The sequence below is a fragment of the Bacillus sp. 16GRE42 genome (genome assembly GCF_019837435.1).
Classification (GTDB): domain Bacteria; phylum Bacillota; class Bacilli; order Bacillales; family Bacillaceae_G; genus Bacillus_A; species Bacillus_A wiedmannii.
In genome coordinates this window covers 472,562-487,123 of the sequence record NZ_JADAXF010000003.1, presented here as the reverse complement: position 1 = coordinate 487,123, position 14,562 = coordinate 472,562, and the positions used below count along the sequence as shown (strand labels likewise).

Here is a 14,562-nt window from a genome sequence, read left to right as displayed (position 1 = left end):
CTCGTTGCCTTTAGTCGACAATCAAGTGCTTTAAGTAGCATTAATTTTGTAAGTTTTATTGTAACAGTATGACACCTTTTATATGTCGTGACAACTACTACGTTAAAACTTACGAGTTTGTACGAGTTCGTTAGTTTAATATACATTCCATGTGTTTATCATCATCGCCCAGTAAAATGTCATCTCGCCTAAGCTCGTACCTCGTTTTCTATTCTATCATTGCACATAACACTCTATGATGGTACAACCATCATGAAGTATGTACTTTTTAACAGCCTATTTTAAATTGCAACGTCTTGATAACCTACTTCAGTTACTTTTTCATTTAACAAACGAATCCCTAGCCCATTTTCTGTATCCCATGTACAATTAAATGTAATTCCAATATCCCGACCGTCAAAAATACCTGCATAGGGAACAACAATCCCATCTAAACTTATCATTTCTAATATTTCATTAGTTGTTTCAACTAATGGATAGTTTTCATTTACTTCAATATCATAACCTAGTTCCTGACGCTCTTGTTTGTAATAGTCTAATATTGATTGCAAAAAGCTTTGTTGTAATTGTTCCCAATTTTGCATAAGTGAAGTATATGCTACATATTGTTCTTCATCAAACTTACCATCCTCATCACCTTTTACTATTAGTGCTATCTCGACTTCATTTCCCAAAAAGTTAATGCTAGTATCCTTAGACCACACAAAATCATATTCAAGCTCACCAAAAACCGCATCATTTATTTTCATCTTACTTCTCCTTTTTATTTTTTAGCAAATCCTCCTGGCTCAAACGCCCCTGCGTTTATCTCACCTACTCCACCAAGATGCCCAAATCTTTTATTTATCTCTGTCGGTACAAGTTGCATTATTTTCACATCATTTACTTCATGCCATGTTAATTGATTTTTTGTTCGATATTTGTCTATGTCTTTCGCGGTAATCCCACCAGGTTCCATTCCAAATTGGCGAGCTAGTTCACCTGAGTCATTTAGCTTATCTGCTAACTTTTGGTCTGCTTGAGCAAAATTGTATGTCCTAGCCTTTGTACCATAATTTCCTTTTCCTCCAAGCATATAGTCAATTTCAATTTGAGCCTTTAATACTGGCGAAAAATCAGGAACTCCGTTTTTATATTGAATACCTTTAATGCCAGCTTCATCTAATATACGTTTCAATTTAGGGTCTGGTGGTGGTTTAAGCGTACTTAAAGATTCTCCTCTGATTCCTTCAAATTCAACCTTCGAATTAATTGGTGAAGGTGTCTGATTATACCTTGCTTCATAAGAACTAGCAAAATCAGTTTGTCTAAAAGCAGGTGGAACTTCAGCCTCTCTATTACCCGTACCCTTAACAACCTTACTCTCCATATACTGATAAGCCTCTTTCAGAGAATACTGTCCTCCCCCTGAGACATTTCCTACTCCAGCCATGGCGAAGCCTTTTCCCTCACCTGGGATCCATTTGTACTCCAGCAATGTTTTTACTGCGTGCTGAATCTTTTCATTCCCCTGCAAGAAGGTTGTTTTTACGATTGTGGCAACTTTGTTCCATAGGCTTCCGATTTTATCGGCAAAGCCTTTTGCTGTCGAGGCTACAAAGTTTACACCTTCTGTTACTTTGTGGCTAGCTGTTTTTATACCATCGACGGCTGCTTTTTAGTAGATACTTTTTATTTTCTCAATCTAACAAAATATTAACTTTTTTATTATATCTTATTTCTATACTAAGACGAAAAAAGCACTTGTTGCCTTTCAGAGACAATCAAGCGCTTTAAGTTCATATGTTTTAAGTAGCATAAATTTGTAAGTTTTTTAGTAACAGTATGACACCTTTTACATGTCATGACAACTACTACGTTAAAACTTACGAGTTTGTACGAGTTCGTTAGTTTAATGTCCATTCCATGTGTTTATATTTATCGCCCGGTAAAATGTCATCTCGCCTAAGCTCGTACTTTGTTTTCTATTCTATCATTGCACACAGTACCCCATGATGGTCCAACCATCATGAAGTACGTACTTTCTAACAGCCTATTCTTTTTCTGTCCACTTCAAAAATAAGTGCTTTTTCGTTTGCTTGTCTTATGTGTCAGTGTATATTTAACTTTAGCACCACGAACTTCTTCATTCTCGTTTGTTTACTCATTACTGTAGACTTTTAATCTATACTAGAGTATTAATCAACCATATTCACAAAGTATTCAGTATCCTGATTAATTTTCCGTATAAATTCCTCCAATGAATCAGCTATTTGAGTCTCAAAAAAATATACAGGAGTTTGTTGAGGAGTATTCAAATCAAGTGTTAAATATACACCCTCGTTTACTTCATAAAAAACCAATTTATCTTCTTCCTCGTATATCCCCTCTAAATCTGGATCAAACTCGTAAATACCTTCTCTCAATGTAATATCTGCTATAGTATCTGGATCCATTATTCTATTTATTGCATCCACATTATTTCCTTTTATAAAACCATAGCCAACTTCTAAGTAAAAATTTCTAAGTTCATTAGGAAACGCAAATCCAAGTCTCTTTTCTGCCACTATAAGTTCATTTTCTTGTAATTTAAAAAACTTATGATGACTATTTTTTATAAAATCAAATGCAGCCATTAAAACTACCTCCTTGGAAATAATTTATTTGATGGTGACCCTTTACCATGAATTCCTGCCTGATGTTCATCAGGAAATTTAGCAGGATGTATATTCCACCATTCATGAGGCCCACCAAAATTATTCTCTATAATATGATGTGCATCATAGGGTTGCCCAATATCCCTTACTACTCTACCTTTTTTATCATAAACTTCCTCAGTATATCTTGGCCATGTTTGCCCTGTTTTTTCTTCCCATTCACTTATCAATTTGTTTTTCACACTGTTAAATTTATTTCTGTGTTTTAACGTTTCTAATGGCGTCATTTTTTCATACTTATGTTCCCTTAGAGCAGCCTTTAATTGTTCTACTTGGTTTTTATGAAGCTTCAATCCTGTTTTTGACTCTACATCTCTAATATAATCTTTAGCTAAATCGTAATCAATTTTACCCGTACCCTTAACAACCTTACTCTCCATATACTGATAAGCCTCTTTCAGAGAATACTGTCCTCCCCCTGAGACATTTCCTACTCCAGCCATGGCGAAGCCTTTTCCCTCACCTGGGATCCATTTGTACTCCAGCAATGTTTTTACTGCGTGCTGGATCTTTTCATTTCCCTGCAAGAAAGTTGTTTTTACGGTTGTGGCACCTTTGTTCCATAGGCTTCCGATTTTATCGGCAAAGCCTTTTGCTGTCGAGGCTACAAAGTTTACACCTTCTGTTACTTTGTGGCTGGCTGTTTTTATGCCATCAACAGCTGCTTTTCCAGCTTTTCCGGCTACCATTGTTACGCCTTCGCCTAGTCTTTTTCCTGCTTTTACAATTGTCTTCCCAAAGCTAGAAGCGACATACTTTATTCCTTTTCCAGCAAGACTTGCCACTTTTCCAACAGGAACAAAGTTTAGGAGCGTCCATCCTGCGGCGATGAGTCTTTCTTTTGATGATAATTCTTTTCCTGTAATAGGGTCTTTACCGGTAACTGCACGAATTGCATCATTTATTCCAATGAATTCAGCTGCTCCTTCTACTCCCTTTTCCCACCATGATTTTACATGTTTCTTTTCTGTTTTATGGGTTTCTTTCAATTTTTCATTTTGTTTCTTTTGATATTCTTCATCTGCTTGACGAAACTTTTGAGCGATACGCCGTAATTCTTTTTCTGTAACTTGTAAGTTACGTATGTAAGATTCCATGAGTCTCATTGATCTCATATATTCCCCATAAAAATGCTGACTCGTTGCTCCTTGCCATTGCATTTGAATACTAAACATAGATTGATTGAGATTTTGTTGTATGTTCTGGCTGTGTGTTTGCATCTCTGATATGTTTTTGGCAATTTGTTCGAGTTGTTCAGGTTTGACCTTGATCTCCAAACCCTCTCCCACCTTCCTCTATTTTATACCAAAAAGAAATAAAACTGCATCAATTTTTACTTGTTCCCTTTAGAAAAAACATCAAAAATACTGTTATCACAAATCGCTTCAATTTCTTCCTTCACAAATAATTTTTGAAATTTTGTTCCTGGGTTTAATATTACATTTGCTTCTAAATCTATCGTCTTTAATAATTCAATCGCATTCATAGAGACATATGGACATTCTTCTGGAATAACCATTTCTAAATGTTTCAAATCAGAATACAGTGGTAACATTAATCCTTCTTCCATTTCAAAATAATGAATTTGCAATTGTGTATTTTCAGTTGAAATCAAATTCCCTTCTTCATCTACATTTGTATCTCCCTCTACAGAAGCAACAACGTACAAATTTGATTTCTGTAATATCTCATAAAAACGAAATCTTTTTTCTTCATTCTGTAAAGCTTCCACTAGCGCCCCATCTAATGGACAAATTTCTAGTAAACTCATTGAACTTCACTCCTTATGTGAAATAATTTCGCCATCTTACGCAAAGTAAGATGGCGAATGTTAAATCTAATTATTTTTGAACGTTTATAGCTTTAATTTCGTTTAATTGTTTCATTGCTTTTTGGCGCAATTCTCCATCAATTGTAGCTGAATATATTGGTCGAGTTAAAAACTCGAAACATTTATATGCATTATTACTATCATTTTTCTTTAAATACTTTTCACCTGTCTCTAACATTTCTTCAGAAACAGCCTTCATAAATTTATTTACAGGCTCCTGCTGATACCCTAGCATGATTGATTGATGTGTTAATTCAATTACTGATGCTAAATCTTCAATAGTGCTTACATGATTAGCCCTTTTATTTGCAGCATCAAATGCACTTAAATATTCAATGGCAGCTTTGGCTTTATCTTTCATTCCAGTCAGTTCAATACCTGGCGTCTTATAAAGAATTTGATAAATTTCTAATGCTGATAAATAATTACTTTTTTCCGCTTGCTCCGCTGCATATAATACTTCATTTGCAACTTTAGTGAATCCTTTTTCATCGTCTACCCCGCGATTTGAAGCTTGTCCGAAGTAATGTAAAGCATCAAAAAGTTTTCCTGGCTCATTCGCTTTTGCACTCGCTATTTGTATTAGCTGAATTCCCTCCATCTTTCTTGACGCACTATCAATCATACCCATTCCGTTAATTTGGCCAATAGTCTTATCGATATCCTTTAATTGTGCCAGTAATGTGTATGATGGTAGCACTGTTTTTTCTACCTTATTTTGCCACCCTGTTGTTCCATTCATTTCATTCCATTCATTTTCTGTCTTTACCCATAATTTATTCGAATAATTAACCATTTCTTCTCTTGAACGTTCTAATGGGTGTTTTGTGCGAATTGCATTCGCAATATTCAATACAGCTGTATAATACTCTCCCATATTCGCAGCCTCAATTGCTTTTCTTTCAAACATAAGTGGCATTAATAATTTTTTAGCTTCATCTTGAACGGATTTTTCAACCTTTGCTGTATTTGCTAATAAATTTGCTTTATTTAGAGCAACTTCCACTGAAGTAGTAGGAGCGTTTATTTGTCCTTGAAGTCCCTCTACAGCCATACTAAATTGCTGATCTAATTTTTCTTTTTGTTGATTGTTTGCATCAGCAATCGATTCATTTACTAATATTAATGTCTTTTCATATTGTGGATTTTCAGAATTTAAATATGTTTCGATTTGCTCAATTGCTTGATCAATTCTTTTTTCTTTTTCTGATTTTTCCGGTTTCATTTGATCAACTGTATCTTTGCTATCTTTATTTTTATGCTCTATTTTTTCCTTGTTTTCTATATTGCTTTTTTCACTTTCAATTAATTGATCTTTTTTATCTTTTTCACTAGCTATTTCTGACGCCTCAATTTCAACCTTATTATCTTCTTTAACCGCTTTTTCTCCATTACTACTAGTTACAAGTGCTTCCTCTGTACCTACGTTTTCCTTGGTATCATTATTAGATGTCACTACCGGTTTGTCGATGTTAATATTCTTTAATTCTTCTTCTAATAGTTTGTAAAAAATCTTCTCTACACGTTGATTTGCAGATTCTACTATTTTGGGATCCACACTTTCGAGCACTGATGTGACTAAATAATATTTACTTAAAGCTTGTTCTAAATAGACTAGATTCTCCGGATTATACGGATCTTCCAACCAAATCCCTTCCTCATACACAGCTTTATCATATGTTAACTTTCCAACAAATTGAATATACTCTTTCTGGTTTTCATTTAAATACTTTTGTAACTCTTGTTGTGTTGTAACTTTTTCCTTAAGTGTATTCATTTGATTACGTAAATAGAATAATGCACTTTGATTGGAATGATTATCCTTATTAGCTAAAATTTCCCCCAAATTTTCCAATGTTAATCTATGATTAGCCAACGTTTTTGCATTTGACTCCTTATTTAATTGAGATATAAGTGTCAAATCTTTCAGTTCCTCGGAATATTCAGCTAACATATCTAATTTATTAGAGTCTTGCTCTTTCCCGTAATACTCATTAAAGAATACAGATGAATATTTCTCTCCATTTCCAGCATACCACTCAACTAAAATATCTCCCGTTATTGGTGATACTGTAATTTGATCGTGTGGCACTGGTGGTTTTGGTTTTTCTGGTTCTTTATCACCATCCGGTTTTGGTTTTTCCGGCTCTTTATCACCATCCGGTTTTGGTTTTTCTGGTTCTTTATCACCATCTGGTTTTGGTTTTTCCGGCTCTTTATCACCATCCGGTTTTGGTTTTTCTGGTTCTTTATCGCCATCCGGTTTTGGTTTTTCTGGTTCTTTATCGCCATCCGGTTTTGGTTTTTCTGGTTCTTTATCGCCATCCGGTTTTGGTTTTTCTAGTTCCTTATCACCACCTGATGTTTTCCCCGGGTCCACCAAACTATCCGGAAAATTTTTACTCGGTTCCACCACAGGCCCCCCCATATTCGTTGGCAAATCTAGCTTTTGCGGAGTTGGTGCATCTGATAATTTGATTTGTGGATCTTTCTTTTCGACCGATACTTCATCAGGTTTATACGTTACTGGCGTAATTGGTGATTTATTATTTCCAATTAAGTCCGCTAAATTAATAGTTGGTTTTTCGCCAGGTTTTTCATCTTTTTTTGCAGGATCAGCGACTAAATTTGGGAACATAGACTGTAAATCGCCCCCTGTAATACGATCATCTTTTTTCTCTTCTGTATTACTTGCTAGTTTTACTTGTTCTTTTCCTGCTGTCTTAAAGCCTTTGTCATACACAAGATATCCTGATGTTCCTAGTAATGCTACCGACATTACTGATATAGCGACTTTTTTCCCTAAGTTATTATTGTTTTCCTCCATGTCCTTTTCCCCTTTTCCTATCTTTATTGAATCCAACCGTTTGTTTTCATTTCTGTTAATTTTTCTTGCGCAGCTCTTACTTCGGATTCATTTTCATTTGCTTGAACTGTTTTTCTTAAGAAACGACTTGCTTCCTCGTATTTTTTCTGTTTAATTTTAAACATCCCGAATGCAAAATTCACATGTGGATTTTCATCGTTTTGTGAGTATGCTTCTGTGAAAAGCTTCTCTGCTTCATTTCCTTGTCCCACTTTATCGTATAAAATCCCTATATTTACAAGCGTATTTATGTCGCGTGTTCCACTGCTGACAACTCTATTATAAGCTTCTAACGCTTGCTGATATGCGGCAGTACTCTTTGCACCATCTCGCGTTTCATAAAATTGACCCGCTTCGTAATACACAATTCCTAGTTGATTTAACAACTCAATATTTTTCATATCTTTTTGAATCGCTACTTGTAAAATGTGAGATGCTTGTTGATAATTCATTTCTTTCTTCGCACTATCAATTAGATTTGTTTTATTCCAAAGCACATATAGATTTGAAAGTTCAATTGTATATATGGCATTCTTTGAATCTTGCATAATAGCTTCTTTAAAGAAAGATTCTGCTTTGTCTAACTGTACCGTTGCGGTTGATAATTGACCTTTTAAATACGAAACAATTGCTTTATCTTCATTTGTCTTCGTACTCATTTTGACAATAACATCTTCCGCTTTTTCAAATTCTTTCATTTTCATATGACATACAGCTAAATCTCGCATTGCATCTTTTTTGTATGGTTCAATTCCTTTTGCATTATTCGCTAACGCTTGTTCAAAATTTTGCACTGCTTCTTGATATTTTCCAATGCGGAAATTTGCTGAAGCTAATAGATAAGCAGCTTCATTATTTTCTTTATCGATTTCTCTATCTTTTATTAGTTTTGTAATATAATCGATTGCAATTTTATTTTTTCCTTCAGCAACGTAAATCGTTGCTAATTGAAGATAAGCCTCGTCTTTACCCTTTACAGCAATTGCATGTTCAACAGCTTCTTCAGCTTTTGTATATTTTTTATCATGATAGGCTTGTCGTGCTTGTTCCATAAACTTTTGATATTTAGCGTTTGTTGTGTAGAAATAAAATAACGTTGAACCACCTATAACAACAACTACAGTTGAGCCAATAATCAAAATCCGTTTTTTATTCTTTTTCCACCATTTAGAAAAGGCCGACGGTTCACTTTGCTCATGCGTTATTGTAAGTGGTTGATTTGATGCTTTTGCATTTAAAATCTCATCATCTACATCATATTCCACTTGTTTTTTCGTTTGTTTCCGGCTCTGTAGAATGCTAGTTGGCACTGTAATTGTAGCTGCTACTTCTTGCTGCGACTGTGTTCCTTGCTCTTCTTTTATCTCTTCAATAATGCTTTCAATTTCCTGTTTTAACGCCTGGTCAATGTTTGGAAATTGTACGATTCGTGAATAGACGAAACAAGCAAATGCTGCATTGTTTTCTCGTTCCAATTCAGTAGCTAATTCCAAATAATGTTGTAGGACCATTTTATTATTTATTTCAGGCTCTTGACTCTCCATAGTTTGAATGATATATGCGAGTTCTTTTTGCAGAGCTGTTGATGGATTGAGTGAATTGAAAATTATTTTATATTCATATAATGCCGCTTGTTTAAATCCTCTCTCTTCTAATAATCTTGCAATTTCCAAACATTTTGATACAAAAAGAGAGTGTTCTTCTGTTGACTGCCTTTCCGCATCAATTTTCATTCTTTCTCTCGCGCTATTAAAGACATCGTACCACTGCGCAAAGCTTGGGCATTCTGCGAAAGAGTTACTACTCCATGCCTGCCTAAATAATTTTGCAATCTCCCCGTTCCATTGATTATGTAATACTTGCTGAAGTAACGTATATCTTTCACATTCTGTCTGCATTTCTTCCGTTTTAAAGTAACTTGCATCCGTCCATTTTTTATTTCGAACTTCCTCACTACACCAACTTAATATTTCTCCTAATAAAATAGCACCTGCAAATCGATCGGCTTCTTTTTGCCATACTCCACTTTTTAAATACATCGGTGCGTAGCCCGCTGAACCTGCTGGCAATAATGAAGGTCTTTTCGTTTTCGGGCCATACATTTGCTCAACATCAACAAGTTCGATATTGTGTTGACCTTCAATTAGATTTTCACTTAAGAAAGGTACGAGTACGTTGCTAGACGATAAATCATTATGAGCAACTTCATTTTCTTCCATCATTTTAAGTGTTGTAAGAAATGCTTCTGCAATAAAGAAACATTGTTCTTTTGATAACATTCTTTGTTCTTGTATTATATCAGCCCATGTTGGACCTTCAATCCAAGGCATTACAATACTATTAGCAAGATCTTCTGATTTTTCGATAGCAGATGTATGTTCTTCTTTAGTAACGATATAACGTGAACATACTTTCAGACCCACTAAGGAAGATAGTGGTTTCAAAAATGCTAGTTGATGTTTTTCTTCGCGATAGCGTTCCTTAAAAACTTTTAATGCAATTCGTTCAACACCATTTTCCTGTTGTAATTGATAAACCGTTCCTTGTCTTCCCTCTTGACCATAGGGCATCTCAATACCAATTACAGCTGGGTGTTTCTCAAAACGATAAACATCTTTATTAAGGCTAATTTTTTCTCCTACTTCTGGTCGGAATCCCATTTTATCCCCTTACTCTCGTATAACAATTTTTCAAAAAAAGACCAGGAACAATAGCTCCTGGTCTTTTGCAATTGTTCTATTCTTAGTATGCGTTATCTGTATTACGGAATTTATCAGCGATACGTTTTAAATCTGTTGAAATACCTTCTAAAATTGGAATGTATTGTTGCATTGCTTGTTTAGATTGCATAAATTCTCCACGGAATTTTGCTTGTGTTGCCCCAGCCCATTGTCCTTCTAAACTATTAATATCGCCTTCAAGTCTATTAATTTGACTTTGTGCTTCTCCTGCTGCGTTTTTAAAGTTTCCTGCGATTCTTTCAAGTTCTTCTGGTGTGATTTTAATTTCTGCCATCTTAATAATTTCCCCTTTCAAATCATAAATAATACAACAATTAGATTATAAACTATATTCATACAATTTTTAAAGGGTTTAATTACAAAAATATTCTATTTTCTAGTAATTTAACCCTATTTTAATATTATTTCACTTTTAATTCAGACCATTTCACACTAATTTTATCTGTCATCGTGCGAAGTAAATGTAATGGTGTATATGCACATTTTATTTTTATTGGCTTTCTACGTATGCAATACCCATCCCCACTTAATAATTCTTGATCCATTTCAGTATGTGGCAGTTTCATATTAAAGAAATACACATCATTATTTTGTGTCGTTCCCAATAAATATCCAATACTTCTCTTTCTAATTTCCGCAAACCATTTTTCATGAGAATAGCTATTTAAGCTAGAAGTTGTAGCAGCTGTCATAAAGTGAATCCCTTTATTTTTACAGTTTTGGACAATTAGTTCCATTTTGTTTTTTGCTTCATAATCAGTAGATAATATAGTTAACATTTGATCGATATCATCAATCGCAATGATTATTCTCTTATATGGAATCTCCACTGTTGCGTTTGGATCTATAGAAGGCATTATTGGTTCTCTATTATTTATTAGCTCTAACAATTCATCTAACATTTCTTTTAATTGCATACCATCTGTAACTTTCTTCTTCACATGAGGTAAATCTCCAAGAGCTAATATGCCTGTAGGCCTTTCACCAAGGTCTACTAAGTATAGCTCAACCTTTTCAGGAGAGTATTGGTATGTAGTAGTGAACAGAAGTGTTTGTAAAAGCGATGTTTTTCCACCTTCTATTCTTCCCCCAACAAATATATGACTCATTTCATCTAAAGAAATACTTTGTAATTGAATATCCTCTGTTTCCATACCTGCTGAAATTTGGGCTGTTTCCAATTTTTCAACCATATGCTCTACAAATATTTCTTTAGGTACCATTGGAATGGCTTTTGCTTTTTCACCATCCCATTCTCCATTCATTTTTCGAATAATTGTTTTTAATTGTTGAGAGTACTCAAGTTCACTTTCACCAATAAACGGCAATGCTGCTTGGAATAATTCCGGCGGTTGTCCTTTCATTAACCCACGGCCAACAGGAACTTCAATTAATGGGAATTTAGGTCTGCCAACTAAGTTATGATATTCTGTTCCATCTTGTAATTCAAATGTAAGTGCCATCGGTATATTATTACGAACACGATCAAACATATCAATTGTTTGATTCAGAGAGAAATAGAAATATACACCGTATGTACTTGATTCACGCAATAATAATTCTAATACTTCATTTTCTTTCTCGAATTCATTTTTGAACCTTATATAACCATCTACCATTACTACTATAGCTGGTATTTTCTTTTCTACCATTCGGTTATACATAGAGAATGACTTTGCACCGATATTAGAAAAGCTCTCTTTTCTAAGCGTGATTTCCTTCTTTAAAAATCCGAATAGACGTTTCATTTTCTCATTTTCGCCTTCTTGTATAATCCCACCAATATGAGGTAAATCTCTAAAATCTAAAAACATACGACCAAAATCAATAACATAGAAATTCACTTCTTCTGGTGTGTGAGATACAGCTAGAGACATAATAATAGTTTGCAACATCGTTGTTTTTCCTGTACCTGGCATACCATAAATATTTAAATGCCCTTCTTGTAAATCTAACTTCAGCGGAAATTGTGCTTGTTTTGCAACATCATCAATTAATCCAACTGTTACTTGTAAATATTCTTTCGGTTTATTCCACTCACCAATTGTCCAATCTTCCATAGCATAAAATTCTTTTAACAATAATTTTTCCGGTAATGGATCCAGCCAAGGTCCTGGTAATGCTTTAATATTTTCTTTTTCTGATACGCTCTGTACATATTGAATAAAAGCTTGTAATTGTTTCGGACTATTTGTCATTGGTTTTGGACGCTTTTTCACTTTTATTCTTTCACCCGAGAGCTTAACTTCTGTAAAATCAACAATATCAAGAACTTTCTCTTCATCTGGATTATAAGGTGCTCCACTCCATGCAGACTGGAATAATTCCAATACTTCATTGCTACCAACTTGGAGATACCCTCGTCCTGGTACATTAATTTTAGATGCATCTGGAATCTTTAACATTTCACGACTATCCGCATCATCTTGTACACGTAAACAAATTCGAAAACGCGAGTTACTCCAAATCTTGTCATTTACAACCCCTGAAGGTTTTTGAGTTGCTAATAATAAATGAACTCCTAACGTCCTTCCTATTGCAGCGACACTAATTAGCTCGTCCATAAAGTCTGGTTGTTCCTTTTTCATTTGAGCAAACTCATCAATAACAATAAATAAATGTGGTAAAGGTTCTTTTTCACGCCAGCTTGTTTCATAATATTCATCTAGATGCTGAACATTTCCAGCCTGAATGAATAATTTTTGTCTCCGCTCTAATTCTGCCTTTAATGAAATTCTGGCACGCTCAATTAAGTTTGGATCTTCTAAGTTCGTAATAGATGCAATAATATGCGGTAATCCCGCAAATGTGTTTGACATTCCACCACCTTTATAGTCGATAAGCATAAATGCCATCTCATGAGGATGATAGGTTGCCGCTAACGCGGCTATTATAGACTGAATCACTTCACTTTTTCCTGATCCAGTTGTACCAGCCATTAGACCGTGCGGGCCATGCCCTTTTTTCTCTATTTTATCGTGAATATTTAGAAAAACAGGTTTACTTCCTTCTCTTACACCAATTGGAACCGGTAATGAAGTCGGATACCGATTTTCTTTCCATCTCTCTAGCACTTGTAACTCTTCCATGTTTTTAGCTTGAAACAGGTCTAAAAATGTTAATACTTTCGGAATGTTGGCTGCTGTAGAACTTTTCATTCGAATTGGAGCAATGTTTCGCGCTCCTAGCTCACATCGTTCGAATGAAAGTCGATCTACTTTAAAACTCGCACGCGTTGTTCCATTGTTTTCAGCTGAACTTGAAAACGTTTCTACTAACTCTCCATTTTCTCCATTTAAACTTATTACAAGATCACATTCCATCGGTAACCTTTCCCTTTGTTCTGCAAAAATAAATGTAGAAGCTCCTACACTTTCACCTTCTCTAAGTAACATTGGAGTTAAAGGATCATCCTCTAAAAATTCTCTCGCTGATAAGAAAAAGACATACATCGGAATTAAAGGAACTTTTGCATCCGCTTGCGCAGAAGAATTATATATTCTGCGCATATTAAGTGGAGTAAATAATACTTCTGCTAGTTTCTGTGCATCTTGTTGATTTTCAGATAAAAAGCGCATACTTCTCTGTTCATCCCATACGTGAGGAAGCCACCTCATCCAATCCCATTGTTTTTTTTCCTTTTCATGATAAAATGCTGCTATTTTCACTTCATTTGGTGCATGATGCGTCATAATTTGTGTCGTTACAATTCGAATAAAGTTTAGTCTATCTTCTTTATTTCCAACTACACCAATTACATCGTTTTTTTTCAAAGAAATTGAAATGTGTCCATTTGGTATCGTATTGAAATCCCTTTTCACATTTTGCGCTTCTGTAACTAATGGATTTTCTTCATAACCTTTCTGCTCAGGCACCTTCAATTCTACAAGGAATGGTCTTTCTCCTGTACCAATACGAATATCTAAAAAGTCTGGACTTTCAGGTGTACGCTCCCATAAATTACTTTCCCGATTTTCAATTCTTTGTACACTTTTTAATGGGCTTGGGTTTTGTGTAATTAAATATTTTGCTTGTTCAACCTTTAACGTATCTAATTCCACTCGATGCTTTTGAATTTGCTCTAAGTACCTTGTTTGTAATTGTTCAACCATTTGACGATGTTCTTTCTTTTTACGGAAATGCCCCATCGTTGTAATTATATATGACCCCAACATCGGAATACTTGAAACCATCATTAATGGCATATAACTTGAATTCATCTTCATAAATTTCATCATTACAAAATATAATACCAATGTTAAAACCGTCATCATTGCAGGCAGTAACATTGTTTCAATTGAAAACTTCGGCTCCTCCGGTATATTCGGTGGATCATGAATAATAACATCCCCTGTCGGTATATCTACTTTCACACGCGGAGAGCGTTGAAAATACGGTGATTTTTGCACAAAACATTTCTCCTTCCCC

9 protein-coding genes are annotated in these 14,562 nt (G+C 34.8%); all 9 read right to left on the bottom strand.

What is annotated here, in order from left to right; translation table 11 throughout:
• Positions 1 to 281 precede the first annotated feature (281 nt).
• Positions 282 to 749 carry a DUF2004 domain-containing protein gene (locus tag ILS93_RS18945; RefSeq protein WP_002141600.1) on the bottom strand — a complete coding sequence of 156 codons (468 nt, stop codon included), beginning with the start codon at positions 747 to 749 and terminating at the stop codon, positions 282 to 284.
• A gap of 14 nt (positions 750 to 763) precedes the next feature.
• Positions 764 to 1,369, bottom strand: coding sequence for an HNH endonuclease (locus ILS93_RS18940; RefSeq protein WP_222661178.1), 606 nt, complete (start codon positions 1,367 to 1,369; stop codon positions 764 to 766).
• Between the two features lie 808 nt (positions 1,370 to 2,177).
• The gene (locus ILS93_RS18935) at positions 2,178 to 2,615 is read right to left on the bottom strand and encodes an SMI1/KNR4 family protein (protein WP_064477386.1); all 438 of its coding nucleotides are present in this window, start codon (positions 2,613 to 2,615) and stop codon (positions 2,178 to 2,180) included.
• Between the two features lie 5 nt (positions 2,616 to 2,620).
• Positions 2,621 to 3,973 (bottom strand): WXG100 family type VII secretion target, encoded by a 1,353-nt coding sequence (locus ILS93_RS18930; RefSeq protein ID WP_222661114.1) that lies wholly within the window; start codon positions 3,971 to 3,973, stop codon positions 2,621 to 2,623.
• A 56-nt stretch (positions 3,974 to 4,029) separates the two neighbouring features.
• Entirely contained in the window at positions 4,030 to 4,467 is a 438-nt protein-coding gene (locus ILS93_RS18925) for an SseB family protein (RefSeq protein ID WP_222655358.1), read from the bottom strand.
• 70 nt (positions 4,468 to 4,537) lie between these two features.
• The gene (locus tag ILS93_RS18920) at positions 4,538 to 7,354 is read right to left on the bottom strand and encodes a hypothetical protein (protein ID WP_222655359.1); all 2,817 of its coding nucleotides are present in this window, start codon (positions 7,352 to 7,354) and stop codon (positions 4,538 to 4,540) included.
• A 23-nt stretch (positions 7,355 to 7,377) separates the two neighbouring features.
• Complete coding sequence (locus ILS93_RS18915; protein ID WP_098111905.1) at positions 7,378 to 10,053, bottom strand: tetratricopeptide repeat protein; 2,676 nt, start codon at positions 10,051 to 10,053, stop codon at positions 7,378 to 7,380.
• A gap of 82 nt (positions 10,054 to 10,135) precedes the next feature.
• Positions 10,136 to 10,408 carry a WXG100 family type VII secretion target gene (locus ILS93_RS18910; RefSeq protein WP_064473935.1) on the bottom strand — a complete coding sequence of 91 codons (273 nt, stop codon included), beginning with the start codon at positions 10,406 to 10,408 and terminating at the stop codon, positions 10,136 to 10,138.
• A 127-nt stretch (positions 10,409 to 10,535) separates the two neighbouring features.
• Positions 10,536 to 14,543, bottom strand: a complete 4,008-nt coding sequence (gene essC / locus ILS93_RS18905; RefSeq protein ID WP_142289300.1) for a type VII secretion protein EssC — start codon at positions 14,541 to 14,543, stop codon at positions 10,536 to 10,538.
• Positions 14,544 to 14,562 lie beyond the last annotated feature (19 nt).